Raw genomic sequence first — 24896 nt, forward strand, 5'->3', positions numbered from 1 at the left:
TGTGCTTTTATAGGTCGACTTCAGGCTCTGTTATATGATTGTTATCATGGAAATATTGCATTTATATGATCATATTTCAATAGGTTTTTTCAGTTTGTGGACTCGAAATAATAGCGTGCAGAAATTGTGCCATTTATGTGACATGTTAATGAAATCCCAGGCTTTGATGGCTTTTGGTAATTAATGTGAAGCGGGTTACATCGAAGCTATTGCAGATCAATTATCTAGAGACATTACATTTACAATGATGGAAATTGAAACATAGCTGGCGTTAGAGAATGAACTTTAAGGTGTAGATTAATGCTGATGTGGCGCAAGTGATTAATAGTAATGTACAGGATAGATAAACATGACTGCACAAGATAACCAACAACCAGACCAGCAAAAACAGCCTGTTCCTTTAACTCAAAATCCTGATCAGCAGAAACACCCTAATCCACCCAACCCTCAACCGGACCAACCGGACCAACATATCGAAACATTCAATCCGCAAAAAAAGCCGAATGAACAGCCTGAAAATCCAATCAGGCAACAGAAGTAACGCATTTTTTGCATGAGGATTCCGGTTGACGATAAACGGATTTTTTCTGGCTAGAGGGTTTGAAGGGTATTATTTATCAATCGGCTAAAGGGAAATACATAAGATGACAAAACAGGCCAAAATGATCATTGCTGGAGTGGTACTTATCCTTATAGCCCTTGCTGCCTTGCTGTATGTTCAATCCATGAAAAAAGAGGAATTTGGCGGTTTTCAAGAAGGGAGCGAACAGTATTATGGCTATCGCTATGCACAAGACCATCTTAAATCTGTAGATCAATGCGATGATGACAAAGACGATCCCGCCATGAATTTCAATGAGGAATTTTTTCAGGGATGTCAGAAATATTTTGAAGATAAATAATGTTTCAAAACCATGTGAATATTAACCGTTCATTACTCAGTTTTTTCGGTTTGAATCACTTTTTAAATATCAATTATATAGAGGCGAAGTTGGCTGCTTAATATTACATCCGCTAGCCTGGTCTGAGCTTATTAAGCCGCAGTAGATAATATAAAGATCTCAATCTTGACGATTTTTCCCAGTTTATTTTTACGGTTTTAGAATCGCGGGGTATTTTTGCTGAATAAGATACGATAAAAAAGGCTTAAACCATTACAGTTTAAGCCTTTCGTCACTGCTTTGGATTGCAGTTCTTTCGAATCTGGCGGTGAGAGAGGGATTCGAACCCTCGATACGCGCAAACGTATACACACTTTCCAGGCGTGCTCCTTCAGCCACTCGGACACCTCACCATTGGAGCGCGATAATAGCGAAAAAAAGCTGCTCTGCCAAGTTGAAACAATTGATTTAGAGCAAAAGTTTTTGCTCGGTGATATCATTGCGAAAAAATAGTGTTCAAAACGAAGACGAAATATGCAAAGTACTGCACAAAAAGCCGCCTTGCCTGTGATTACCCTTGCAGCGCTTGGGGTGGTATTTGGAGACATTGGCACCAGCCCATTATATGCCCTACGGCAATGTTTCCTCACAGCGCATCTGGCTATTACCGAGGCATCGGTTCTTGGAATTTTATCACTGATTTTTTGGTGCATCATGCTGACGATCAGTTTTAAATACGTCACCATCATTATGCGTGCAGACAACAATGGGGAAGGCGGGATTATGTCATTATTGGCATTGAACCTGCGAACCACACGTATTGCAGACAACAAGAAAATTTATCTGATTGCCTTGGGTTTTATTGGTGCTTCGTTATTTTTTGGCGATGGCATTATTACGCCTGCTATTTCCGTGTTGTCGGCAATTGAAGGCTTAAGTATTGCAACACCCATGTTTAACCAGTGGCTTATGCCTTTGGCGATTGGAATTTTAACTGGTCTGTTTATTATTCAGCGGCATGGTACTGCCACCATGGGCAAATTTTTTGGCCCTTTAACCTTGGCCTGGTTTTTATCCATTGGTGCCGTGGGGATATGGAGCATTATCCAAACCCCCTTTGTATTGACCATGATCAGCCCGCATTGGGCTTTTAATTTCGTGGTGCATCAGCCTTATGTTGCTTTTCTGACTATGGGTGCGGTGATTCTGACCATGACTGGAGGGGAAGCGCTCTATGCCGATATGGGACATTTTGGTCGTCTGCCTATTCGCCTGGCATGGTTCATTATTGTTTTACCTTGCCTGCTCTTAAACTATGCAGGACAAGGGGCGTTACTACTACGTAATCCGGATGCGATTGCCAATCCGTTTTATATGCTGGTTCCCGGTTGGGCATTGTATCCGATGATTGGTCTGGCAACCGCAGCAGCAGTCATTGCCTCGCAAGCCGTGATTACGGGTGTTTTTTCCATGACCAATCAGGCCATCCAGCTGCGTTATTTACCCCGTTTAACCGTGCATCACACTTCGGATGTTGAACAGGGGCAAATCTATTTGCCCTTCATTAACTGGGTGCTGTTTATTTCGGTCATTATTCTGATTTTATTATTTGAAAACAGTGCCAATCTCGCCAGTGCTTATGGCGTTGCCGTGACCATGACTATGCTGTGCGGGACCATTTTGATTGCATTTCTGGCGTATGGTTTCTGGCGCTGGCCGGTATGGAAGGTTCTGCTCTTTGCCGTGCCATTTTTGCTGATTGATTTGGTCTTTGTTGCATCGACCTCATTGAAAATTATTGCAGGTGGTTGGGTACCAATTTTGATTGGTGCAGCAGTGTATACTATTTTGATGACCTGGAAAGCAGGTCGTGAAATCTTGCTGGCTCGTTTGGAAAAAGACGCCTTGCCGATCGATCTGTTTATCAAAAGTATTGGTATGAGTGCTGAAACACAATTTGTTCCAGGTGCAGCCGTATTCCTGACCGGTACACCGAATATCGTGCCACACGCCATGCTGCATAATATCAAGCACAATAAGGTCTTGCATGAGCTGAATATTATGGTAACCGTGAATACCCGTGACATTCCTTATGTGACGCAGGAAGAACGGAGTAAAATTGAAAAACTGGATAATCGTTTTTATCGTATTTCACTGTATTACGGTTTTAAAGATCAACCCAATATTCCTGAAGCACTGGAACAGGCCTATCAGGAATTGGGTTTTGAATTTGACATGATGCAGATGAGCTTCTTTATTTCCCGAGATCGACTGATTCATACGGTGGGCGACGGCTTATCTCCTTGGCGTGAAAAGCTGTTCATTTCGATGCAGCGTAACACCAGTCCGGTCAGTGACTTTTATCAGATTCCTCCCAATCGTGTGGTTGAATTAGGCAGTCAAATCGAAATCTAGGCCTTAGACATTGCAGGCAATAAAAAACCAAGGTGGAAAATCCTTGGTTTTTTATTTGGAGGATGAAAGCCTGAACAAGAGTGTGATTAGTTCTCTGTTGCGTCTGCCACTGGCGTTTCGGGAGATGCATTTACCGGAGCATCTGTCACCTCAGCTTCTAGGGCCGCTTGGACTGCGTCATCTGACTGTGGTGAAGCTTCAGGAGTCGCTGCAAAGGCTTCCTGAAGTACAGGGGCATCAGCGCTATTTGCCGGTGCGACAGTTGCAGATTCAGGGGTGGCATCTGCTTGAGGCATATTCGCTGCGTTCACTGGTGTATCAGCAGTAGACTGACTGACTGGCGCAGCTGCAATCTCTTGATCTGCACCTTGCTCTGCCTGTTGTGCGGCTAATTCACCATTCGGTTGCATAGGATCTACATTTTCAGAGGCCGCCTGAGCGGTTTGCTCGGTCGCAGGTGCATTTGCCTGTGCTGCAGGATCAACGGCCTGTGCCGCTGTATTCATCTCAGCGCTTTGTGGCGCAGTTGCATCTGAAGCTGAGGTGGCTTGTGCTTCAGTTTCAGGTGCAGCTTGGGTGTTTTCAGTATTTTGTGCTGGGGTATTTAGGTCGGCAGTTTGAGGTGCAGTGCTGTTGTCGGTAGCAGAACTGGTTTGCAGTTCGGTTTCAGAACCTGCTGGGTTGGACTCCGCAGCAACTTGACCTGCCTCCACAATACGGATTTGACCACTGGCGACCAAATTTTCAATGGAACCGGCCTGACCATTTACCGTCGTGTTTACTTTGACTTTAGACAGACTTTCTAAGGTATCGCCCGGTTGAATGGCAGGTTCTGCAAATGCGGTTGCACTCATCATTCCTGTGACTAGACTTAAACCTAAAAGCTTAAAATGCATAAAATACTCCGTAGCAATCATTATTCAGATTTTTTGCGTATTTTTACCTTGTCATAAGCATGATCGGTTTTTCAATCAAACATACGTAAAGCTATTAAGACTTGTTATAAAAGCTTTAGAAAATGAGACAGACTGTTACAACAACTGTGCTTTTGTTGAACAGTTTTAGTCTAAATGTTAAGCAAATAAAATTTACTACATATACTTCATTTTCACTGCTTGTTAAGCTCGTGAAAAATAGGGGTTCGGCTCAAAATGGCAATGAAGAAAGGTAAAAGCGGTCAATCTTTGATGCAAATTTTAAATCAGAATAGTTTAAAAATTGTTTTGGGGGTAGTGGCGACCAGCAGCTTTGCAATTGCCTTTGGACAGGAAAAAATTCAACAGCTGGTCTCCTTGCCATCTGCATCAAACTCGGCCTGTCTGGATCAGTTTTACCGCGATATTCCGCCTTATCTGGCCAAGGAAAGCCTGACTAAAAATGCCTTTCCGCTGTGCTTTAATGGCTTTAACGTGATGTATTCGGGGGTGTCGAAAACGCCTTTGTGGGTGGCGGAAGCTCTGACCCCGCAACGCTTGAGCCAGAAAATTCCACGTGAAGACAACTTCCATGAAGAAACACGTTTAAAAACAGAATATCGTGCGACCTTGGCCGACTATAAAGCTTCAGGCTATGATCGTGGACACATGGCACCCAATGCCGACATGCCGAATAAAGATGCCCAGTTTGACAGCTTCTCATTGGCCAACATGGTGCCGCAGGCCCCGAAAAACAATCAGCAGGTTTGGCGGGAGCTGGAAGAGGCGACTCGCGCCATTGTGACCAAGCAGAAGCAGGATGTCTATATTGTAACGGGACCGGTGTATTCAGCTAAAAAACTGAAAACTATAGGTAATGGGGTGATCGTCCCGACAGCTACCTATAAAGCCATCTATATGCCAAAAACAGGAGCGGCAGGGGTGTACTATGCCGACAACACCCTAAAAGATACTGCACCCAAAGTGCAGGTGATGAGTATCTGTGCCCTGGAAGATCTGACAGGAATCAACATTTTCCCGCAGTTAACCGAGGACCAGAAGCGCAATACTTACAATTTGCCATTAAAGGCAAGTGCTGTGAAAGCGAATCAGAAAATTGCCTATTCCTATTGGGATGCAGAAAGCCAATGTGCCGAAGAAGTCAGTGCAGATGAGCTGAGCGCTTTGCAGAAAAAGTTTAAATCTTCCTCTGCAAGTTCAGCAAATTCAACCCCTACACAAGCGAACGAGAATAACGGCAGTGCATCAACGATTGATCCAGATACCCAGGATGCGATTGTTAAGCAACTGATTGAAGGGCTGTTGCAGTATATTTTACAGTTGTTGAAATAAGTCCTTTTTAGGTAGGATGAAAGTCATCATGCTACCTTTTTAATAATAACAAAGATCAGGGGAAATATAATGTTCAAGCCTTTTGAAAATGGTACCGAATCGCATGCCATTCACGACTTAACCTTAGAAAATCAAGAAGACCGCGTCAGTATTTATGGTAATTTACAGCTGACCAAAGATCAGGCCGGGCTTCAGGCAGCGAAAGCCTTGCAGGCTTTTGTCAATGCCGTGGTCAGTGCCCTGGAAAATGAAACTCATCTTCCGGAAAAAATTGACCGCCAGGATGAACAGGAAATTGAAAATCCATTTTTATAAGCAGCGTTCATGTTCCATGTGGAACATAAAAAAGCTCACATTGGTGAGCTTTTTTTATCATTCAGGTGATTTGATATGCATCAAAAAATTGCTGCTTGATTAATCATAACCTGATGAATAAATAGAAGGTCAAGATGACGAGCAGAGTGTAATTTTTGCATATTGTTGTTGCCGCCATTGCTGCGGTGTAAGGCTGGTCCACTGTTTAAATGCACGCTGGAAGGCACTTTGCTCGGAATAACCCAGTAATAAGGCAATTTCTTGCAGGCTCAGATGCCGGTCTTTTAAATATTGTACAGCCAGTAAATGCCGTACTTCCTGCATGCGTTGCTGATAGGTGGTGTCTTGTTGCTGTAAATGGCGTTGCAGTTGGCGTACCGACATATGTAACTGTTTGGCAATAGGTTCGATTTGATACTGGTTTTTTTGCAGCCCGATGAGAATGGCCTGTTGCAGACGATGATCGAGCTGGGTGGAATTGGGAAGCTTATCTAATAAGGCATGGGCTTGTTGCATCAGTAAATGCTGCAAGGTCTGGTCACCTTGACGTATAGGTTTAGCCAGCTGATGAATGGGTGCAATAATTTGGGCCTTAGGCTGGGAAAACAGGACTTTGCAATTGAAGTATTCTTCATAGATGGCCACATTTTTCGGTGCAGGATGAATAAAGTGCACTTCATGTATATGAATATCTTTAAATTCCAGAAAATGTTTCAAAAATTGCACCATCAGGGCAATGGCATTTTCCTGGGTAATTTGCGTGGTCAAATGAAAGGGGATGTATCCCCAGCCAAGCGCCAGATATCCATCCTGTATATTGAGTTCTAAGGCACTGCCGTCATATATCAGTCGATGAAAATCATGATAACGGTATAAGGCTTCCCCCAAGGTGTTGCAGGACAGGGCAATATAGGCAATGATGCCCAAATGTTTAGGCTGGACATGTTCGGCAATATCCAGGCCTAGTGCCGGAATTTGCAGATGTTGGTCTATATCTGTCAGCAAATCACGCCAAAGACAGAAGTCAAAACGTTCCAGATTCTGAACTTGTTCAAGTTTTTCAGAAATAATCAAGCCTTTGGCCTGACTATAGGCATAAAGTAAATGCCCAAGTCCACCATATACAGAGCCTGTGTAGTCTTTAGAATGTGGCATATTGATCTTTTTATTGTCGTAATTGTCAATTAAATTTTATTTTGGGTCAATGTTTAGCATATTTTATAACCTATATTCAATATAAAATAGGGAAAAAAGGATATGTGGAAAGGTTTTTTGGTTGGGCTGGTGGTGGCCAATGGTTTTGAATGGGTGGCACACAAATATATTTTGCATGGCACACATCGCAGTGGAAAGCCCCGCTATAGTCCGGTGCCCGACAGCATGAAGTCACATTGGGAACATCATCGCGAAGTCAGAAAAACGGCATTTCATGACCAGGGCTATGTCGAAGGTCTTGCCAATTGGCGCACTAAAAATGAAGTTGTCTCTTTAGTCGTGGTTGCAGGTGTTTTTGGTACGCTATTTTATCCCCTATCCAAAGGCATGGCACTGTCTACCGTATATAGCGCCTGTAATTATTATTATATTCACCGCCGTGCCCATTTAGAGCCAGAGTGGGCCATGAAAAAAATTCCCTGGCATTATGATCATCATATGAATTCCAATCAGGATGCCAACTGGTGCGTGACCAAGCCCTGGTTTGATTACATTTTGGGAACTCGGGTGATTTCAGCGCCAGAATTGCAGGAGAAAAATCCCTTAGGAATTCTGCTGCCCAGCACCGTTTCAAATCTGTTGAACGGCATAACTGAGCGTTATTTCCCGGCAAAATGGGTAGAAAAACAGGGGAGATAATCATTTTCTCTGAAGGGAAGGAGAGTTTGATTGTTCAGGAAAGAGATCGCGATAAAATTGCCAGAAGTCACGACTGCCGAGACCTTGTCGTAATTTGTCAATATTTTCGGCATCAATGGTCAATGTTTTTGTTATTTTTTTGTTATATATTTGTTTTCGCAATCAGGTTAGTCTAGTTAACTTGACGAGCTACTGTATATGTCATTTTACTGTTTTTCTTTCAAGAAACCGCGCTGTAGTTTTCTTGGTTTATAGGGAGTCTTCAAGACTCCCTTTTTTTATCTACACTTTTTATGCAAGCTTGATTGCAAAGCCATTTATGAATAAAAAAGAGTGTGGTTTAGACACTGCTGTCCCATAATTTTATTTCAGCACCGAATCAATAATATAATGATATTTTATTTCTTCACAGCCTTGTCTTTTCTTTAAAAGTTGAAGTGACTTTGTGTAGGCTGAACCCTACTTTTGACAGACCAAAAGTAGGCAAAAGTCTTTAGTCCCCATACACGACATCCTGTCGTGATGGGGAATGTGTGGCATCCTTGCCACACTCACAAATCTAACACCTGAAATTCAGCTATGAGATAGCAGTGGTCGTTTAGACACTCTTTTGATTTTCTAAAGCATGCTAAAACTTAGAGACGCATTTCAATTCCTTGAGCAGCCAGATATTGCTTGGCTTCCGGAATGGTGTATTGACCAAAGTGGAAAATAGAAGCTGCAAGTACCGCATCTGCACCGCCCTTGATAATACCGTCGGCCAAATGCTGCAAGTTGCCCACCCCACCAGAAGCAATGGTTGGAATGGTGACACGGTCATTGATGTGACGCATTAACGCCAGGTCATAACCGGCTTTGGTGCCATCGGCATCCATAGAGGTAATTAAAAGTTCGCCCGCGCCGTAATCGGCCATTTTCACTGCCCATTCAATGGCATCAATCCCGGTCGGTTTACGGCCACCATGGGTGAAAATTTCCCATTTATTGTCGCCAGTTTTCTTGGCATCAATGGCGACCACAATACATTGGGCGCCAAAGCGTTGCGAAGCTTCCTGCACAAATTCCGGGTTAAATACCGCAGCCGAGTTAATGCTGACTTTATCTGCACCGGCATTCAGCAACAGGCGGATATCTTCCACCTTACGCACGCCGCCACCCACGGTTAAGGGAACAAATACGCTTTCGGCCATACGTTCAACGGTACGGTACGTGGTATCGCGGCCGCTTGAGGTTGCGGTAATGTCCAGGAAGGTAATTTCATCTGCACCCTGTTCATTATAACGGCGTGCTACTTCAACCGGATCGCCTGCATCACGAATATCAAGGAATTGTACACCTTTCACCACTCGACCATTATCTACGTCAAGGCAAGGAATAATACGTTTAGCAAGCATAATTTTTTCCAAAAATAACAGCCGATTATGAAACTTCGCCACGAAGGTGCTACACCTTGGTAGTCGTAGCAGGTATTCTATCAAAATTATGTAGGTTTTTTTGCAGGTTTTCTATGTCGGTTTATACCACTTTGACTTTACAGGAAGTTCAGGCGTTTGCAGCCCCTTATGGATTAGAGGTGCTGGACCTGATTCCGATTCAAGGAGGTATTCAGAATACAAACTATTTTTTAGTCTGTAAAAATGGTCAGCAGTATGTACTCACGATATTTGAAGAAATGGATGAACAAGGTGCGGGGGAGCTGGTTCCTGTGCTGGAGCATTTGGGCAAACAGGGGGTAGCTGTGCCGGTACCGCTAAATTATGCGGGCAAAGCCATTCATACTTTAAAAGATAAACCCGCCCAGATTGCACCGCGCATGATGGGCAAGCATCCCATGCCATCAACTCTGGAACAGGTACAGGCGATTGCTGTGGCTCAGGCGAAAATCCATATTGCTTTACAGGATTTTCCTTTGGAACGCGCCGAATATCGTAATCATGATTACTGGTTGCAAGTGGCGAAAGAATTAAAACCGACTTTAAATCCGGCCGATGCCATTTTGCTCAGCGAGGTGCTGGGACTTTATGATGCGCTCACTGCCGTCTATCCAAACCGCCCCAAAGGCTTTATTCATTCCGATTTGTTCCGTGACAATACCCTGTTTGAAGGCAATGAATTAAAAGGAATTCTGGATTTTTACGAACTTAACAAAGATGAATTCCTGTTTGACATTGCAATTACCTTAAATGATTTTTGTACCGAATATCCTGAGGTTCACTTAAATGAAGTGAAAGCCCAGGCCTTTTTAGAAGCCTATGAAACGGTGCGTCCATTGACTCAGGATGAAAAATCCTGCCTGGAAATCTATCTGGCTATGGCAGCTGCACGTTTTTGGCTGATGCGTTTACAAGTCGCACAAAAAAATGCACAACAAGGACGTACAGGAGATGATATTCTTCAAAAAAATCCTTTGGAAATGCGTAATATGCTTGTGGAACGACTAAAATTTGTGACGGCTTGATATAGGATATAAAAATGCGTGATCAGGGGCGATTAGTCGAATGGTTTGATGAAAAAGGCTATGGTTTTATTCAGCCCAATGATGCCTCGAAAGATCGCGTGTTTTTACATATCAAGGATTTTGCCCGTCAGGGACCCCGTCCGATTGTGGGTTGTGCGCTTGAATATACGGTATTGCTGGATGGAGATGGACGTTATCGTGCCCAGCAGGTGACTTATCTTAAAGCGTCACAAACTAAAAAAAATGTCAGCAAGCCAAAACCTTCCAGTCAACCTGCGCAAAAATTAAAACCGATGCAAATTGCCTGTGTCGGTTATATTCTGGCTTTGGCTGTGTTTACCGTAGCAGGTTTATTAAGTGGCATGGTGCTGTTATTTATTAGTCTCATTAATGCCCTCACTTACTGGATGTACGCTCAAGATAAAGAAGCTGCCTTGCAAGGTAATCGCCGCGTACCCGAGCAAACCCTGCATCTGCTATCTTTTCTGGGCGGCTGGCCTACGGCATGGCTGGCTCAGGAAAAGCTGCGTCATAAAACACAAAAACAACCCTTTAGAAAGATTTATTTTTGTACTATAGCCTTAAACATACTTTTGATTTTATGGCTGATTTCTCCTTTTAATGTGCTGAAATTTTAAAAGGGGGAACGATTACTTAAAAGGTATAATAATGAATTATTCTATCGATCAAGATCCCAACCGTACCCTGACTTTAATTCTTTATATCCTGTACATTATTGCCATTTTTACGGGAGGCTTATTGGCCGTTGTTGCCCTGATCATTAACTATATAAAGCGCAATGATGTGCGTGGCTCTATTTTTGAAAGCCATTTTACTTGGCAAATCCGAACTTTCTGGTGGTATCTGTTCTGGAACCTGATTGCCTTTATTCCTTTTATTTTCCTGTTTTTCACGGGTGAAAACATGGATGTATTTACTGGGGTTGCTTTAGGGGCAAGTGCATTTTGTCTGGTTGTGATTGGCGTTTCCTGGATCTGGATTGTCTATCGTGCTATTCGCGGTATGATGCGCCTGAATGATAATCAGCCGATGTATCAATAAGACGGGTGAATACTCAAAAAGGCAGATTGAGCCAGTACTGTCCCATAGTTCTGTTAAGGGCTTTTATTTTGCTGAAAACGGTTAATTTCGAATTAGAATCATATAAATGAATTTTTATGAAGTCTGTTTGTAGACATTCGTTTGTTAATCCGATATTCATTATTTTCTTTAATTCTTTGCTGATGAGAAAGCTTAAAATTTCATAGATAAGTTAAAGTCTTTCACAGCCACAATTTTTCAATAAAATCGAAATGCATTTGTGTAGGCGATGTCTTACTTTTGACAGGCCAAAAGTAAGCAAAAGCCTTTGTTACCCACACATAACATCCATGTTATGGTGGATAACATGTGGCATCCCTGCCACATTCGTCAATCCAAAGTTTACTTAAATTAAATTATGGGACAGCAGAGAGATAAAGCTGTCTTTTTGGAAATGGCATATTAGAAATAGTATTTTAGCAGTAGCATCGTTCTAGAAATTGGTGAAGGAGCTCTTGCTTGTAGGGTAGTGCTTATCATCTCCAGCTTTAGTTTCTCTTTCCCCGGATGAGAAGGTCAGGGAGGGGGAGAAATGCAGCTTTTAAGGGCTCACTTCCTCATTCTTCTTCAAGAATTTCGGTTTCCACTCACTGACAATCACTCCTAAAACCACCAAAGCTCCACCCAGGAGGGCCAGTAGGGGCAAACGCTCACCCGCGATACGGCCAATTAAAGCAGCCCAAACCGGCTCACCTGAATAGATAATGGCAGCCTGCGCAGGGTCGACTGCACGCTGTGCCCAGTTCATCACCAGTTGAATGGCGGCACTGGCAAAACCTAAGCCAGCTAGAATGATCACCAGCGGCCAGGAAAAAACCGGATTCCAGCTTTCATCCGCTAGGGGCATCATGCAAAAGGCAAAAATCGAGGCAAAGCCGAGCTGAATGACGGTGACACGCCGCACATTGACTTTACCGGCAAACAATCCGATCAGAATAATTTCCATGGCAATCGCGATTGAACCGAGAATGGTAATGATCTGGCCGAAATTCAGCTGGATTGCACCAAAACCATTGCCGGTTAAAAAGACCAGACCTAAAAAGGCCAGCGCTGCTCCGCACCAGGTCATGAATTGCGGGGTTTTACGGAACAATAGCCATAAAAGAATCGGCACCAGAGGTACATAGAGAGCTGTCAGGAAAGCGGATTCACTGCTGCTGATGCTTTGCAGCCCAATGGTTTGTGTGCCATAACCCAATGCAATCACCAGACCAATCAAAGCCCCTGCGGCAATTTCTTTCAGCCGGATTCCAGTTAAATCTTTCCAGGAAAACAGGCCGACAAACAGCATGGCAGCAGCAAAACGACAGCCGACAAAAAACATCGGACTGGCAAAGTTTAAGCCGTATTGCACGGTAATAAACGAACCGCCCCAAATCAGGGTAATTAAGATTAAGGCAAGTTGCGGCGCTTTGGCTTTCAGGCCAGAGGAAAAATAGGGCATGTTGACACAGAAAATGATTTTAAAAATTTCAGGAATAAAAAAGAGGTCCGAAGACCTCTTGGAGATACATCACGGAATTAAAGTGATTGTTCATCTAACAATAATTGCGCTTCACGAAGATTCAGCGTGCCTTCGTAAATGGCACGACCGGTAATGGCACCTAAAATGCCCGGCTGGCCTTTTAAGTTGCGCACATCATCCAAGTTGGTCACGCCACCAGATGCAATCACAGGCAGGCCTGAATACGTCGCCAAATTGACGGTTTGTTCGATGTTTACACCCTGCATCATGCCGTCACGCGCGATGTCGGTATAGACAATGCTTGATACGCCAGCATCGGCAAAACGTTTAGCCAAATCTGTTGCTTTGACATCTGTCACGTTTGCCCAGCCATCAGTTGCCACCATGCCGTTCATGGCATCAATACCGACAATGATGTGACCGGCAAATTTTTTGCAGGCTTCTTCAACAAATTCAGGATTTTGAACTGCTTTGGTGCCAATAATCACAAAAGACACACCGGCATCCAAATAATGTTCAATGGTTTCCAGGGAGCGGATACCACCGCCAATTTGAATAGGCAGTTCTGGTTGCGCTTTGGCAATTGCTTCCACCACAGGTTTATGAATCGGTGTACCTGCGAAAGCGCCGTTTAAATCCACCAGATGCAAGCGACGTGCGCCTTCATTGACCCAATGCTGTGCAGTTGCAACCGGATCGTCAGAGAATACGGTATCGTCTTCCATACGGCCTTGTTTTAAACGGACACATTTGCCATCTTTCAGGTCAATTGCAGGGATGATCAGCATGCTTTCGCTCCTTGCCTAATCTTATTGAATTCATTGTGTTCCATCTTAACAAAGTATTGGCAAATCTCTAAGCACCAGTTTCAGCTTTTATTTTGCTGGGGCGAATGCGTAACTTTAATGTGGTATTGGGAATATGTTTGGGAAGTAAGCCTAAGCGCAGTAATTCTTCAAAGACTAAAACCGGGGCATAGGCATCGGCAGCGGCATAGTCAATCTGCTGGGGAGTCAGCGTTTTGCGTGCCCAGTTCGAGGTGCTGGTTTTTTTACTTTTGGGAAAGTTCACCTGAAATAGAAGTGCCATGGCATTTTTCAGTCCCATCGGATTGCTAAAGCCAAAGGAAAAAAAGCATTTCGACAGTTCAATCACACTGTTCAGTTCAATGCCTTTTTTACGGAACAGATGAGCATCATTTTTTAAGCCAAAGCCGACTTTAACCTGGTCACGGCTGGCAAAAATCGGCTTTAAAAATTCCCAAATCTCATCATTCATTTGGAACAGGTAGGCTTTGTCCAAGGTCGCCAACTGAATCAGATGCGGTCCGGTTGCAACTTCGCCCTTTTCAAAGGTCGGTTTAGATTCGCTGTCAAAACCCAGAACAGCACAGTGTTTTAATTCTGCTTCCAAAGCATGACATTGTTCCAGGTTGTGAATCACCTGAATCTGTTGCATCGGAAGGTTTTTAAATAAAGGGAAGGCCTGAATCTGTTCTTTGCTGGGCAGGGTTTGAAGCAATGGCTCTTCCATAATCATCAATAGTTTTCTGGGTTTGTATTCAGCTTAATCGCTTTTCGTATTTTAGGCAAAATAAAAGCCCAGTCGAAACTGTAATGTTGATCAGTTAAGGAGTTTAGAAATAAACTCCTTAATTATTAGTAATTCATGGCGGAGTCTTACCATTTTAAATCAAACTCTTGCAGCTCATTTGTTACTTTGGTTTCGCCCAAAGTAACCAAAGGCATTTGTCATCCGCAAAACTCGTCAACTACTATCAACTAGCCAATTTGTCGCAGAAACAATCTTTTTTAATGTAGTCCTGCCTCAAACAGTTGCGGATGACTTTTCCACGTATCAAATATAATCATGAATTTAAAAAAGAAAATGCCAGTCAATTTCTTAACTGACTGGCATTAAAGTCGAAGCTGGGCCGTTGATGGATCAAGTAGAAATCAGATATTCCATTCCACAAAGTTTTTCAGTAACTGTAAACCGGCAGTATGGCTCTTTTCCGGATGGAACTGGGTCGCGAACAGGTTNAGTCGAAGCTGGGCCGTTGATGGATCAAGTAGAAATCAGATATTCCATTCCACAAAGTTTTTCAGTAACTGTAAACCGGCAGTATGGCTCTTTTCCGGATGGAACTGGGTCGCGAACAGGTTTTCTTGATGCAGCGCCGTGCAGAACTCTAAACCATAGTCACAAGTGGCTGCCACAATGTTCTTGTCTTGCGGTTCAACATAGAAACTATGCACGAAATAGAAACGCGCATCCTGTTCAATGTCTTTCCACATTGGATGACTTGGGTCTGCCTGATGCACCTGGTTCCAGCCCATATGCGGCACTTTTAAGCCTTCCATATCCGGGAAGCGCTTCACTTCACCTGCAAAAATACCCAGCGCATCGGTACCGCCATTTTCTTCCGAACGCTGCATCAGCGCCTGCATGCCGACACAGATCGCCAGCACAGGCTTGTTGAATACGGCATGGCGTACCACTTCATCAATACCGGCTTCATGCATGCCCTGCATACAGTCACGCATTGCACCGACCCCCGGAAAGACGATTTTGTCGGCTTGGGCAATCAGTTTGGGATCATTGGTGACATCTACAGTTGCGCCGACATGTTCCAGGGCTTTGGCTGCAGAGTGTAAATTTCCCATACCATAGTCAAGAAGGGCAATACGGGTCATTACAAGGTACCTTTGGTTGAAGCTACTGTGTTTTCTGCACGTGGATCGACTTCACATGCCATACGGAGTGCGCGGGCAAATGCTTTAAACACGCTTTCGATCTGGTGGTGGCTGTTTTTGCCTTTCAGGTTGTCAATGTGCAGCGTCATTAAGGCGTGATTCACAAAACCTTGAAAAAATTCAGAGAATAGATCAACATCAAAGCTGCCAATACGTGCGCGAGTGAATGGAATATCCATCCACAAGCCTGGGCGGCCCGATAAATCAACCACAACACGGCTTAAAGATTCATCCAGTGGGGCATAGAAGTGACCATAACGACGTAAGCCTTTTTTATCACCCAATGCCTGGGCAAATGCCTGTCCCAGGGTGATACCACAGTCTTCTACGGTGTGATGGTCATCAATTTCCAGGTCACCATCACAATGAATGTCAATGTCAAATAAGCCGTGTCGCTTGATTTGATCAATCATATGATCTAAAAATGGGACACCAGTATTGAGAGTGCCTTGACCTGTACCATCAAGATTCACACGAACTCGGATTTTGGTTTCGTTAGTGTTTCTTACCACTTCACTGATACGTTGCGTCATAGACACGTTCCTCAAAAACGTCAAAAATGATGATGTAAAATGTTTTTTCGCGGCGACGAAGTCCCCGCATATTAGATTGCTCAGGAGGGTTAATCAATGCCTATTACCGTACACGCTTATACTTCACTAGAAAATGACGAAGTGCGCAGCCAGCTTGAGCGACTGTATGACACTAGCCCGGAATTTGGAGATGGGCAGGATGCCATTGAACAACTAGAGCAAAACTTGGCTCAGTATACCCTAGTTTACACAGCAGAATTTAATACTAAAGTGATTGGGGCAATTTGGTGTACCGGGCAGGGGGAAAGCCGGACACTGGAAAATATTGTGGTACACCCGGCTAACCGTGGACGTGGGGTTGCAGAACGGCTGGTCAGTGAAGTGTGCCGCATAGAAGAAGAAAAAGGCGTGAAGACATTTGAACCGGGCTGTGGGGCAATTCATCGCTGTCTGGCGCATCTGGAAAAAATTTAAACCCGTCCAACACATAAAAAAGCAGCCTTCAGGCTGTTTTTTTATAAGTGAAAAATATGGGTACGATTAAATAATGATTTGAGTTTTAAATAAAAAATAGGCAAATAAACGCCAATTTGCCTTAAAAATAAGCACTTGCTTTAAAAAGCCTAAAACCTGCTTGACTGCAAAACACTTAAACTGTTTAATACGCGACATCGGCGTGATAGCTCAGTAGGTAGAGCAACGGATTGAAAATCCGTGTGTCCCCAGTTCGATCCTGGGTCTCGCCACCATATTCAAAATCTGATTTTAAGATTTCAATCCCTGATCCCATCAGGGATTTTTTTTGGGTAAAAAATACCCGATCAAATAAAAATGTCATGAATTATATTGACTATTGATAACAGATACGGCTTAATACACGGCATCGGCGTGATAGCTCAGTAGGTAGAGCAACGGATTGAAAATCCGTGTGTCCCCAGTTCGATCCTGGGTCTCGCCACCATATTTAAAAAATCCTCAAACATTGTTTGGGGATTTTTTTTGCCTGCCTGTTGGATATGGGAACCTATGCCTGCATGCAAGATCAAGATGTGATAAAAGGCTGAAAAAACCAAATATCATTAATAGATTGAGATACTTTTGGAAGACCGTTCATCTGAGTCTGAGTGAGCTAAAACGGAATTTCATGTAGGCTATAACGTATACAGTTGCAGTGAGAAACATTTTCCTTGCATGGTGTGAAGCTGCATTGCCTTGAAATTACGTTATGAGTCAAGCTTATGAATCTTCTAAAAATCTCTGCTTTGATGTTGATGTTAGGTTATATGGGGAACATGACCGCCCACGCAGATGAGATTGTGAACTTGCCGACCTTACAAGTATTGGCTGAGCCAGAATTGCGTAAAGAAACAGGGATCGTGCCGTATCAGAATGATGAAAAGATCCGCCGTGCTTTGCAGCATCAAATCATTCGTAATTCACGTGAAGCCCAGAACTTTATGATCGACAGCCAGGTGGTTGCCAATCTTGAAATTCAGCCCTTACAATCACAGCCAGACCTAAATTCTTTACCTCCCTTACTACAACAGCATGTATTGAATATTGCTCAGGGGTTACAGTCGAGTGATCCTACACAAGGTTTATATATTATGTTGCAGCCCTTTGGCATAGACCGTAGCAACAGTATGCGCCCCCTCGACCGGGGTCATATACAGATCAACCTGAACAATATCAACATTGACATGCTTGAAAATTCTATGCGTAGTCTTCCTGTGTCCGAGGTACTGACACCGAAAACGCAATAATTTTTCTCGCTTGAGATCTCCACAGGTTAAGAATTTTTTTCTTATAGAATCAAAGTAATAACAATTGGAGAATCCACAATGAAAAGAATCGCGCTTCCTGTATTTGCTGGTTTATCATTATTAGTCACAGCTTGTGGCGGTAGTGGATTTGGAGATCAGTTCAACTCCTCCTTTGAGAAAACCTTTACCTTTGGTACGCAAACTTATATTTGCCGCAGTGAAAAAGCGGCAAATGCCTGTGGTGGCCCAAGCCAGGACTGCTCAGCCTGTGAGCTGGCATCACCTTCTTCAGCCGTCATTACTCAGTTATGTACTCAAACAGCAGCCAATATCCATCAAGTCACAGTAGATGGCTGTGTAGCTAGACTAACCAATGATACCCAGACCGGACTGTGTACTTCGGAAGGGTTAAGACTGCTTTCAGGAACCAACTTGACCAGGCAGCAAGCCAATGCAGGGGCATTATTTCCTACTGGAAGCGTGAATATCAATGTCGGAAACTTGACTGAAACCATCACCTGTAACTAAGTCGTGTATTTAGGCCGCATGAAATTCGTTATGCCGCTGTTGATTGGCATTCCGTGTTTTGGACTGGGCTATTTCGTTGCCTCATTCCAGCCTGAACCTGAACCGCCTGTAGCTGAGCACACTCAGGATCGGGCTGTGGAAAATTTTATCCATACTATTCAGCAAAAAACGCAGACCCAGCCTGAAGACCGGCTTGTGTTACAACAGCAGCTGAAAAACCAGAAAGCTCAGGTCAATAGTATTATAGATCAGGCCACACCCCAGCAGATCGATAAGTATCTGTCCCAGGCTTTTCCGGACTATGATCTATCCGCAATCCAAAACAAACGCGAGTTTGCCAAACGTCTGGTCAGTGAATTTGTCGATGCAAAAAATGATCCCAATGAAGCCATGACCGGTCAGGCCAAGGTCACGGCACAACAACAATATTCCGCAGGTAGTGTAATGCCTAGGCAGATTTATGCCGGACAGCAGCTATTTGCCCATTTTGATACGTTGGGAAAAACACCGAATAACGAGCAGGTCTTTGTGCGCTGGAGCAACCAGTCTACAGGTGAAGTGCTGTTTTTTATGCCGCAGTGTATAAGTGCCATTCGGGAACAGAACTGGGTCGGTTTTAATCCTGCGAAGGGCTGGAAAGCAGGCATATATGATGTTAAATATTATCAATTGAATGACCAGCTGGCGCCGATTGCCCAGACCAGTTTTAGAATTGATCAGGTCATTGATTAAACTTATAAAAATATTTGAGCATCGTTAAATGAAAGATCTGTTTTCTGAGGGTAGTCAGCGTTATAAACAGGCCCGTCCGGCTTATTCCACTCAAATTGTCAAAGAAATTTTAAAACATGTGTCGGAACGGAATTTTGCCTGGGATTGTGGGGCAGGCTCCGGTCAGTTTACCCAGCTTCTGGCGCCGTATTTCGAGCATGTGGTGGCCACCGATATCAGTGAAGCTCAGTTACAACAAGCACCTTATTTTGAAAATGTCAGCTATCAGCTGCAAGCGGCAGAGCAGACGACGATTCCGGACCAGTCCATTGATTTGGTGACGGTAGCGCAAGCCATACACTGGTTTGACTTTGACGCATTTTATAAAGAAGTTATACGGGTGCTTAAACCTCAAGGGGTGCTGGCCGTCATTGGCTATGGCCTCATTCAGGTTCAGGATGCCGCAATCAATGTTTTGGTTCAACAGCTGTATGCTGAAATCCTAAAAGATTATTGGGATAGAGAACGGCATTATATTGATGAGCTGTATCAAACCATTCCATTTCCCTTTCATGAACAGGCGGTTCCGGAGCTGCGTCTGGAATATCAATGGACAGGGCAGCAACTGCTCAGTTATTTAAAGACCTGGTCAGGCCTGAAACATTACCAGGAACATAACCGGAATGACCCGCTACAGCCGATTTCAGCGGCTTTGCAAACGGCAGCTGAATATTTAGATGTAACATTTCCTGTACTTCTGCGCGTCGGAATACGAGAAAAATAAAGATTATGACGGAATTTTATGTCAGCCGAGCAATAAGTCAGGAGAAGATAAAAATCTGATTTATAGCAACATGATCCAGCATAGAACTTTCTTATCGAAGCAATTCTCATGTTTTTTAAGCGGTGAAATGAGCAGTTTTTTTAACGAAAGTTAGAATGTTCGGCCAGACCACTGGTCTGTGGCAACTGGCTGAAAGGCGCATACGCTATACAATTATAGGTGTCGACGGTTGTTTGTTTACTTCAATTCATTGTTGAGTAGAACTGCCATGAAGATCCTAAAAAAATTGTCCTGTGCAATCGTAGCGATTGCCGCAAGCTTTTCTATTTCCTCTACTTTTGCCGATATAGCAGATGCACCTGGATTAACTCCCTTAACAGAAGCCGAGTTAAGCGCTGAAACCACCCCTGTGATTGAGTATCGGACTGATCCTCAAAATGAGCGAGTTTTGCAGCATAGAATTATGCAGATCCAGATGGATACACAAAACTTTGTGGTTGATCCCACTATTTTGATGACCATCGATCTGGTTCCTGAAGCCCCTATGCCGGATATCAACAGCTTGCCATTGGCATTGCAGCAATATGTTCTGGCCATTGCCCGAGGTTTGCAGTCACCTGATCCAAGAGAAGGCCTGTATGTGCTGCTTGAGCCTTTCGGTATAGACCGTCGTGCTACCAATGTGCAAATTGCCCGAGAGCAAATTTCACTAGGTGTTTTGGAAAATGTCCCGCAAAATTAATTCATTAGGTGATTGCAACTACAGCAAAAACTCCTTTGAATAGGAGGGTGTACTCGAGTTTGATCGCTAAAATAGCAATAAAAAAGGATGCCTATTAATGGCATCCTTTTTGACGGTTAAAATGCATTAAAGCAGATTAAGCCGCAGATTTTTTAAACCAAGAGAAGAAGCCTTTTTTCTCGGCTTTGACTTCAGTTTTAACCGCATCCGTTTTTTCAGCTACGGCTTCTTTGACTTCAGCTGTTTTTTCTACAGTAGCATCTTTTGCAGCGACAGTTTTAGCCGCAGCGGTATCTGTTACTTGTGCAGTTTTAGCAGCGGTTGCATCTTTCGCTTCAACCACTTTGGCTACGGCTGCATCTTTAGCTGCTACAGTTTTGGCTACAGCAGCTTCTTTAGCACCTTCTGTTTTGTGAGCAGCAGTTTGAGTTGCAACGACCGCTTTTTCTTTTGCTGCTACAGTCTTAGCTACAGTGGCATCTTTTGCATGAGCTGTTTTTGTTAGGGCTGCATCTTTGGCAGCTCCAGTTTTATGGGCAGCAGTTTTAGACACGGCAGCCGCTTTATCTTTAGTTACAGCAGCAGTGTTTTGAACTGCAGCCGCTGTTTTTGCCACATCTGCTTTTACTTGTGCTTTTGCAGCAGCAACTTTAGCCGCCGGAGTAGTTTCTACAGCAGTAGCAGCCATAGCCGATGTTGTACCTGCAACTAAAGCGATAACTACAGCAGTTTTAATGGTATTCATGTTGGTTACTCAATCGTGAGAATAAAGAGGTTTTTTGTACGGGTTATTTTAACGCTCAAGATCCTTACTTTTTCTGGCGGAATAGCTTGTAGATGTTTAATTGTGTGAATATTCCACCAAATTTACAGAGTGATAACATGATGTTGCGAATGGGTTACATTAATTTTGAGTTTTTTGTCCTATTCCGGTTTAATTCAATAGAAATTGATATTTCTAATGTTTGTAATCATTGAGTTTTTCTTGGGTTTTACCGGGTAAAGCGAACATGCAGCTGAACACAGGAATCTTATCTTTTTAAACATGACAGTTTTGCAATAGAGTTGTCATTTGCCTTTCAAATTCGTTTGCTAGATTAAAATAGTCGCAAAGATCACGACATGAAATCTAGGCAGGTGAGTCATGAAAACCCTACATGTTTTTGATGATATTCAGCATGTTTACAGTGAATTTGTTGAAAATAAAAAATACCCGAAACTGGAAAGCCTGAACAATTGGGGTAAAAACCGTTTTTTCTTTAACCAGTATTTCCAGATGATAGAAGACTGGCATCATACCGAACAGATTGTGATTCAGTTCAATCAGCAATATTTTAGTCTGGACACGGGCAGTGCGCCTGATTTTATGGATAAAGAAAAATATATGGAATGGCTGCGCGAACAACTGTCGCAGTAAAAACCGAAGTATCATTACTTCTTTTTTAAAGACCATCAAACTGTCCGTACTGGGCAGTTTTTGTTTTTAAAAGGATACGTGGTTTGCCTGAATGGAATGCGAGTAGCTTATTTCAATCTGCGGTTGAACGTACTATGCTAAAAACATACATCATCAACTGATTAATTTCAGCCCGACCACCGATGCTTTGGAGCGCAGTCTTTTATGCAACAGCTGATTTGTTATAAAGAACTTCCTGTCTGGACACAGCAGACTATTCCGCAAGGGTTTAAAAAACAGCACAATACCAAAGCCGGTACCTGGGCAAAACTCACGGTATTCAAGGGTGAGCTGCATTTTGCCATGCTGGATGAATCTGGCAGCGTACAGTCCGAGCATGTATTTACCTCAGATCAGCAGCCTCCATTTATTGAACCACAGGCGTGGCACAAAATTGTTTCTGCCAGTGATGACATTGAATGCCAGCTGCAGTTTTACTGTCTGCCGCAAGATTATTTTCATAAAAAATATCAGCTTTCACCCACGCATTCGGAAATTCTGGCTGCTACGCCGTATTTGCAAGGTGGCCGTGCCCTGGATGTCGGCTGCGGGCAGGGACGCAATGCGCTGTATTTAAGTCAGCATGGTTTTGAGGTGGATGCCTGGGATATCAATGAAAACAGCCTGAAAACCTTAAGGCAGATTATCCAGGCTGAGCAGATTGATAATATTCAGGTACAGCAGAGAGACCTCAATGCCGACCAAAGCATTACAGGAATATATGACTTTATTTGCTGTACCGTGGTGATGATGTTTTTACAGGCTAAAACCGTTAGACCTTTAATTGCGCAGATGCAGCAGGCAACAGCTCCGGGTGGCTATAACCTGATTGTCTGTGCGATGGACACGCCAGACATACCTGCACAGCCTGACTTTCCTTTTACGTTTAAAGCAGGTGAGTTAAGTGCTTTGTATAAGGGCTGGAATATTGTGAAATACAATGAAAATGTTGGTGAGTTGCATCGGGTCGATGATGAAGGGAAGCGGATTAAACAGCATTTTGCGACGTTGTTGGCGCAGCGTGTTTCACAATAATTTTTGAAAATTTATTGATTTCACAATGGAAATTCCCTCTCCTTGTTAAGGAGAGGGCTAGGGTGAGGATTTTATTAAAAACGCCCCTCATCCTAACCTTCTCCCAAAGGGAGAAGGAACGTTCAGTATGTATTTCAATACCTACTAAAGTTTGCTTTTAGATAAGTAGAATTTTAAATATTGTAAGTTTAATATGGCTATTTTATTGAATTTTATAATATTTAGAGGGTGTTGTGGATATAACTGAAAGTTTGAAAGGTATAATTAAAGATAGTCCTACAGCTCCATTCTTATTTATTGGTTCTGGTTTTTCTAGAAGGTATTTAGGTTTAGAGGATTGGAAAGGGTTATTAAGTAAATTTGGGGCAAAATTACCGACTGGATTTATTCGTTATGTAAGTGAAAGTAATGGTGATTTGGCTTTAGCAGCTGAAAAAATGGCTGAACCCTATTCTGACTATTGGTGGTCATTACCAACTTCCGAGGAAATAGCAAATCGCCCTGAATGGCATACACATATATCTTCACCACTTAGACATGATATTTGTGAATATTTAAATGCTGTAATTTTGGATGAGAAGAAGCATCAAGAAGAATTAAATATACTTACTTCTAAAAAGACAATTATTGATGGGATTATTACAACAAATTGGGATTTGCTTTTAGAAAATATATTCATCGATGATAAATATAAAGTTTATATTGGTCAAAGCGATTTATTATTTTCAAACCCTCAAAAAATTGCCGAAATTTATAAAATTCATGGATGTTGTTCAGACCCTAAGTCACTAGTTTTAACTAAATCTGATTATGAAGATTTTCACAAGAAGAACCCTTACTTAGCAGCAAAACTTTTATCAATTTTTTTAGAGCATCCAATTTTATTTATAGGCTATTCTTTACATGATGAAAATATAAAATCCATCTTATGTTCAATTTCTGCAATGATGACTAATGATGAGCATAAGCAAAAACTTGCGAAAAATTTGATCTTTATAAATCGTTCACATGGCGATGAAGATTCAATTTCTAATACGCATTTTTCATTTGAAGAAGGAAAAAGTATCCCTATTACTCAAATTAAAACAAATGACTTTGGAAAAATTTACTTAGCATTACAGGGTAAAGAAAGAAAAATTCCTGCTCATATTCTTAGAACTTTTAGGGAGCAATTCTATGAAATTGTTCAGGGGGAAGCGCCAGATAAAAAATTATATTGTGCTACGAATATTGAAGAAATTATGCAGGGAACCAACAAAATTGAGTTTGTTGCAGGTTTTGGTGTTGCTCAAAAAGGATATAGTGAAGTTGGGTTAAAAGGTGTGAATTTCAAAATGATTCTATCTGATGCAATATATGGAGATATTGAGTTTGATAGAGCGCAAATTTTAAATAATATACTCTCAGATATTTGCAAATCGGCAGTTTATGTACCGATTCAAAGCTTCATCAGAGCTGACCCTAATTATAAGCCTTTAAAAAATGCTTCTGATAATTTTAAAAACTTATTTAGTTTTAATGAGAAGTCATTTGTTTTAAAAATTGCCAAATCGTATAGAAATTCTTATAAGAATAAGGGATTAGCCGGATTAGATATACTTGAGTTGATTAAAAATACGCAGTTTAGTGATTCAGTTCGTGCGGATTATTTAGGGCAATATATTGTTGATAACAATTCAAAAGAAAATTTAAGAATTTTGGCAGATTATCTAAAAGAAAAATTTGAAGAAAGTTGGAATAATTCTAACTATAAGCGCTTAGTGTGTATTTATGATTGTTTAGTCAATAGATAAAAAGAAAACCCCGCAAAAGCGGGGTTTCTTTTTATCTTA

At 42.5% G+C, this 24896-nt stretch carries 26 protein-coding genes, 3 tRNA genes and 1 pseudogene; 20 read left to right on the forward strand and 10 right to left on the reverse strand.

Features of this window, described 5'->3' with window-relative positions; translation table 11 throughout:
- Window positions 1-349 precede the first annotated feature (349 nt).
- Both H4I94_RS12715 and H4I94_RS12720 read left to right on the forward strand, forming a co-directional pair.
- Window positions 350-541, forward strand: coding sequence for a hypothetical protein (locus H4I94_RS12715; RefSeq protein ID WP_261183330.1), 192 nt, complete (start codon window positions 350-352; stop codon window positions 539-541).
- A gap of 103 nt (window positions 542-644) precedes the next feature.
- Window positions 645-902 carry a hypothetical protein gene (locus tag H4I94_RS12720; protein WP_261183331.1) on the forward strand — a complete coding sequence of 86 codons (258 nt, stop codon included), beginning with the start codon at window positions 645-647 and terminating at the stop codon, window positions 900-902.
- Between the two features lie 302 nt (window positions 903-1204).
- On the opposite strand, the gene H4I94_RS12725 is transcribed toward H4I94_RS12720, so the two are convergent.
- A tRNA-Ser gene (locus H4I94_RS12725) sits at window positions 1205-1294 on the reverse strand.
- 121 nt (window positions 1295-1415) lie between these two features.
- On the opposite strand from H4I94_RS12725, the gene H4I94_RS12730 reads away from it, so the two are divergent.
- A complete protein-coding gene (locus tag H4I94_RS12730) occupies window positions 1416-3296 on the forward strand; it encodes a potassium transporter Kup (RefSeq protein WP_131272697.1) in 1881 nt (626 codons plus the stop codon).
- A 709-nt stretch (window positions 3297-4005) separates the two neighbouring features.
- On the opposite strand, the pseudogene H4I94_RS16330 reads toward H4I94_RS12730, so the two are convergent.
- Window positions 4006-4192, reverse strand: a pseudogene (locus H4I94_RS16330) (hypothetical protein); the annotation flags it as partial.
- A 255-nt stretch (window positions 4193-4447) separates the two neighbouring features.
- On the opposite strand from H4I94_RS16330, the gene H4I94_RS12740 reads away from it, so the two are divergent.
- Both H4I94_RS12740 and H4I94_RS12745 read left to right on the forward strand, forming a co-directional pair.
- A complete protein-coding gene (locus tag H4I94_RS12740; RefSeq protein ID WP_092820447.1) occupies window positions 4448-5563 on the forward strand; it encodes a DNA/RNA non-specific endonuclease in 1116 nt (371 codons plus the stop codon).
- 69 nt (window positions 5564-5632) lie between these two features.
- On the forward strand, window positions 5633-5878 hold the full coding sequence (locus H4I94_RS12745) for a hypothetical protein (RefSeq protein ID WP_261183333.1): 246 nt from the start codon (window positions 5633-5635) through the stop codon (window positions 5876-5878).
- A 129-nt stretch (window positions 5879-6007) separates the two neighbouring features.
- Here H4I94_RS12745 and H4I94_RS12750 read toward each other — a convergent pair whose 3' ends face one another.
- Window positions 6008-7033: an AraC family transcriptional regulator gene (locus H4I94_RS12750; RefSeq protein ID WP_261183334.1), complete on the reverse strand. Its 1026-nt coding sequence runs from the start codon at window positions 7031-7033 to the stop codon at window positions 6008-6010.
- 102 nt (window positions 7034-7135) lie between these two features.
- On the opposite strand from H4I94_RS12750, the gene H4I94_RS12755 reads away from it, so the two are divergent.
- Complete coding sequence (locus tag H4I94_RS12755) at window positions 7136-7732, forward strand: sterol desaturase family protein (RefSeq protein ID WP_261183335.1); 597 nt, start codon at window positions 7136-7138, stop codon at window positions 7730-7732.
- Window positions 7733-8367: 635 nt separating this feature from the next.
- Here the strand turns inward: H4I94_RS12755 and hisF are convergent.
- Window positions 8368-9129 carry an imidazole glycerol phosphate synthase subunit HisF gene (hisF, locus tag H4I94_RS12760; RefSeq protein ID WP_314732923.1) on the reverse strand — a complete coding sequence of 254 codons (762 nt, stop codon included), beginning with the start codon at window positions 9127-9129 and terminating at the stop codon, window positions 8368-8370.
- Between the two features lie 110 nt (window positions 9130-9239).
- On the opposite strand from hisF, the gene H4I94_RS12765 reads away from it, so the two are divergent.
- Genes H4I94_RS12765 through H4I94_RS12775 form a run of 3 tightly spaced genes read left to right on the forward strand, consistent with a single transcriptional unit; the run spans window position 9240 to window position 11252 of the window.
- Window positions 9240-10190 carry a homoserine kinase gene (locus H4I94_RS12765; RefSeq protein WP_261183337.1) on the forward strand — a complete coding sequence of 317 codons (951 nt, stop codon included), beginning with the start codon at window positions 9240-9242 and terminating at the stop codon, window positions 10188-10190.
- A gap of 14 nt (window positions 10191-10204) precedes the next feature.
- Window positions 10205-10828, forward strand: coding sequence for a DUF1294 domain-containing protein (locus H4I94_RS12770; RefSeq protein ID WP_261183338.1), 624 nt, complete (start codon window positions 10205-10207; stop codon window positions 10826-10828).
- Window positions 10829-10859: 31 nt separating this feature from the next.
- Window positions 10860-11252 (forward strand): DUF4870 family protein, encoded by a 393-nt coding sequence (locus H4I94_RS12775; protein ID WP_261183339.1) that lies wholly within the window; start codon window positions 10860-10862, stop codon window positions 11250-11252.
- Window positions 11253-11832: 580 nt separating this feature from the next.
- Here the strand turns inward: H4I94_RS12775 and H4I94_RS12780 are convergent.
- The 5 genes from H4I94_RS12780 to hisB all read right to left on the reverse strand — a co-directional run bounded on the left by H4I94_RS12780 (window position 11833) and on the right by hisB (window position 16045).
- Window positions 11833-12735 carry a DMT family transporter gene (locus H4I94_RS12780; RefSeq protein ID WP_261183340.1) on the reverse strand — a complete coding sequence of 301 codons (903 nt, stop codon included), beginning with the start codon at window positions 12733-12735 and terminating at the stop codon, window positions 11833-11835.
- 77 nt (window positions 12736-12812) lie between these two features.
- The gene (gene hisA, locus H4I94_RS12785) at window positions 12813-13544 is read right to left on the reverse strand and encodes a 1-(5-phosphoribosyl)-5-[(5-phosphoribosylamino)methylideneamino]imidazole-4-carboxamide isomerase (RefSeq protein WP_086197722.1); all 732 of its coding nucleotides are present in this window, start codon (window positions 13542-13544) and stop codon (window positions 12813-12815) included.
- 67 nt (window positions 13545-13611) lie between these two features.
- Window positions 13612-14289, reverse strand: a complete 678-nt coding sequence (locus tag H4I94_RS12790) for a 3'-5' exonuclease (protein WP_261183369.1) — start codon at window positions 14287-14289, stop codon at window positions 13612-13614.
- A 545-nt stretch (window positions 14290-14834) separates the two neighbouring features.
- Complete coding sequence (gene hisH, locus H4I94_RS12800; RefSeq protein ID WP_092820993.1) at window positions 14835-15452, reverse strand: imidazole glycerol phosphate synthase subunit HisH; 618 nt, start codon at window positions 15450-15452, stop codon at window positions 14835-14837.
- Window positions 15452-16045: an imidazoleglycerol-phosphate dehydratase HisB gene (gene hisB / locus H4I94_RS12805; protein ID WP_086197720.1), complete on the reverse strand. Its 594-nt coding sequence runs from the start codon at window positions 16043-16045 to the stop codon at window positions 15452-15454. The genes hisH and hisB overlap by 1 nt, the downstream gene beginning before the upstream one ends.
- Window positions 16046-16141: 96 nt before the next feature.
- Between hisB and H4I94_RS12810 the strand changes: the two genes are divergently transcribed.
- From H4I94_RS12810 to H4I94_RS12845, 8 genes are all read left to right on the forward strand, one after another.
- On the forward strand, window positions 16142-16519 hold the full coding sequence (locus tag H4I94_RS12810; protein WP_092820994.1) for a GNAT family N-acetyltransferase: 378 nt from the start codon (window positions 16142-16144) through the stop codon (window positions 16517-16519).
- 199 nt (window positions 16520-16718) lie between these two features.
- Window positions 16719-16794: transfer RNA gene (locus H4I94_RS12815), tRNA-Phe, on the forward strand.
- A 136-nt stretch (window positions 16795-16930) separates the two neighbouring features.
- Window positions 16931-17006: transfer RNA gene (locus tag H4I94_RS12820), tRNA-Phe, on the forward strand.
- A gap of 277 nt (window positions 17007-17283) precedes the next feature.
- Complete coding sequence (locus H4I94_RS12825; RefSeq protein ID WP_131274934.1) at window positions 17284-17808, forward strand: hypothetical protein; 525 nt, start codon at window positions 17284-17286, stop codon at window positions 17806-17808.
- Window positions 17809-17886: 78 nt separating this feature from the next.
- A complete protein-coding gene (locus H4I94_RS12830; RefSeq protein ID WP_261183341.1) occupies window positions 17887-18336 on the forward strand; it encodes a hypothetical protein in 450 nt (149 codons plus the stop codon).
- Window positions 18337-18366: 30 nt separating this feature from the next.
- Window positions 18367-19068 carry a hypothetical protein gene (locus H4I94_RS12835; RefSeq protein WP_261183342.1) on the forward strand — a complete coding sequence of 234 codons (702 nt, stop codon included), beginning with the start codon at window positions 18367-18369 and terminating at the stop codon, window positions 19066-19068.
- A 28-nt stretch (window positions 19069-19096) separates the two neighbouring features.
- Entirely contained in the window at window positions 19097-19831 is a 735-nt protein-coding gene (locus H4I94_RS12840; RefSeq protein ID WP_261183343.1) for a class I SAM-dependent methyltransferase, read from the forward strand.
- 268 nt (window positions 19832-20099) lie between these two features.
- On the forward strand, window positions 20100-20573 hold the full coding sequence (locus H4I94_RS12845; RefSeq protein WP_261183345.1) for a hypothetical protein: 474 nt from the start codon (window positions 20100-20102) through the stop codon (window positions 20571-20573).
- 136 nt (window positions 20574-20709) lie between these two features.
- Here H4I94_RS12845 and H4I94_RS12850 read toward each other — a convergent pair whose 3' ends face one another.
- Complete coding sequence (locus H4I94_RS12850; protein WP_261183346.1) at window positions 20710-21318, reverse strand: hypothetical protein; 609 nt, start codon at window positions 21316-21318, stop codon at window positions 20710-20712.
- A gap of 399 nt (window positions 21319-21717) precedes the next feature.
- Here H4I94_RS12850 and H4I94_RS12855 point away from each other — a divergent pair, with 399 nt between their 5' ends.
- The 3 genes from H4I94_RS12855 to H4I94_RS12865 all read left to right on the forward strand — a co-directional run bounded on the left by H4I94_RS12855 (window position 21718) and on the right by H4I94_RS12865 (window position 24857).
- Window positions 21718-21990 (forward strand): hypothetical protein, encoded by a 273-nt coding sequence (locus H4I94_RS12855; protein WP_261183347.1) that lies wholly within the window; start codon window positions 21718-21720, stop codon window positions 21988-21990.
- Window positions 21991-22194: 204 nt separating this feature from the next.
- A complete protein-coding gene (gene tehB / locus H4I94_RS12860; protein WP_261183348.1) occupies window positions 22195-23064 on the forward strand; it encodes an SAM-dependent methyltransferase TehB in 870 nt (289 codons plus the stop codon).
- Window positions 23065-23297: 233 nt separating this feature from the next.
- Window positions 23298-24857: an SIR2 family protein gene (locus H4I94_RS12865; RefSeq protein ID WP_261183349.1), complete on the forward strand. Its 1560-nt coding sequence runs from the start codon at window positions 23298-23300 to the stop codon at window positions 24855-24857.
- The last annotated feature ends 39 nt before the right edge of the window (window positions 24858-24896 follow it).

Origin of the sequence: Acinetobacter sp. T_3_1, assembly GCF_025377055.1 — a bacterium.
GTDB lineage: Bacteria > Pseudomonadota > Gammaproteobacteria > Pseudomonadales > Moraxellaceae > Acinetobacter > Acinetobacter kookii.

Bases quoted from the DNA above. Each gene is read 5' to 3' on its own strand.
- H4I94_RS12715 (WP_261183330.1), top strand. From the start codon at position 350: ATGACTGCACAAGATAACCAACAACCAGACCAGCAAAAACAGCCTGTT.
- H4I94_RS12720 (WP_261183331.1), top strand. From the start codon at position 645: ATGACAAAACAGGCCAAAATGATCATTGCTGGAGTGGTACTTATCCTT.
- H4I94_RS12730 (WP_131272697.1), top strand. From the start codon at position 1,416: ATGCAAAGTACTGCACAAAAAGCCGCCTTGCCTGTGATTACCCTTGCA.
- H4I94_RS12740 (WP_092820447.1), top strand. From the start codon at position 4,448: ATGGCAATGAAGAAAGGTAAAAGCGGTCAATCTTTGATGCAAATTTTA.
- H4I94_RS12745 (WP_261183333.1), top strand. From the start codon at position 5,633: ATGTTCAAGCCTTTTGAAAATGGTACCGAATCGCATGCCATTCACGAC.
- H4I94_RS12750 (WP_261183334.1), bottom strand. From the start codon at position 7,033: ATGCCACATTCTAAAGACTACACAGGCTCTGTATATGGTGGACTTGGG.
- H4I94_RS12755 (WP_261183335.1), top strand. From the start codon at position 7,136: ATGTGGAAAGGTTTTTTGGTTGGGCTGGTGGTGGCCAATGGTTTTGAA.
- H4I94_RS12765 (WP_261183337.1), top strand. From the start codon at position 9,240: ATGTCGGTTTATACCACTTTGACTTTACAGGAAGTTCAGGCGTTTGCA.
- H4I94_RS12770 (WP_261183338.1), top strand. From the start codon at position 10,205: ATGCGTGATCAGGGGCGATTAGTCGAATGGTTTGATGAAAAAGGCTAT.
- H4I94_RS12775 (WP_261183339.1), top strand. From the start codon at position 10,860: ATGAATTATTCTATCGATCAAGATCCCAACCGTACCCTGACTTTAATT.
- H4I94_RS12780 (WP_261183340.1), bottom strand. From the start codon at position 12,735: ATGCCCTATTTTTCCTCTGGCCTGAAAGCCAAAGCGCCGCAACTTGCC.
- hisA (WP_086197722.1), bottom strand. From the start codon at position 13,544: ATGCTGATCATCCCTGCAATTGACCTGAAAGATGGCAAATGTGTCCGT.
- H4I94_RS12790 (WP_261183369.1), bottom strand. From the start codon at position 14,289: ATGGAAGAGCCATTGCTTCAAACCCTGCCCAGCAAAGAACAGATTCAG.
- hisH (WP_092820993.1), bottom strand. From the start codon at position 15,452: ATGACCCGTATTGCCCTTCTTGACTATGGTATGGGAAATTTACACTCT.
- hisB (WP_086197720.1), bottom strand. From the start codon at position 16,045: ATGACGCAACGTATCAGTGAAGTGGTAAGAAACACTAACGAAACCAAA.
- H4I94_RS12810 (WP_092820994.1), top strand. From the start codon at position 16,142: ATGCCTATTACCGTACACGCTTATACTTCACTAGAAAATGACGAAGTG.
- H4I94_RS12825 (WP_131274934.1), top strand. From the start codon at position 17,284: ATGAATCTTCTAAAAATCTCTGCTTTGATGTTGATGTTAGGTTATATG.
- H4I94_RS12830 (WP_261183341.1), top strand. From the start codon at position 17,887: ATGAAAAGAATCGCGCTTCCTGTATTTGCTGGTTTATCATTATTAGTC.
- H4I94_RS12835 (WP_261183342.1), top strand. From the start codon at position 18,367: ATGCCGCTGTTGATTGGCATTCCGTGTTTTGGACTGGGCTATTTCGTT.
- H4I94_RS12840 (WP_261183343.1), top strand. From the start codon at position 19,097: ATGAAAGATCTGTTTTCTGAGGGTAGTCAGCGTTATAAACAGGCCCGT.
- H4I94_RS12845 (WP_261183345.1), top strand. From the start codon at position 20,100: ATGAAGATCCTAAAAAAATTGTCCTGTGCAATCGTAGCGATTGCCGCA.
- H4I94_RS12850 (WP_261183346.1), bottom strand. From the start codon at position 21,318: ATGAATACCATTAAAACTGCTGTAGTTATCGCTTTAGTTGCAGGTACA.
- H4I94_RS12855 (WP_261183347.1), top strand. From the start codon at position 21,718: ATGAAAACCCTACATGTTTTTGATGATATTCAGCATGTTTACAGTGAA.
- tehB (WP_261183348.1), top strand. From the start codon at position 22,195: ATGCAACAGCTGATTTGTTATAAAGAACTTCCTGTCTGGACACAGCAG.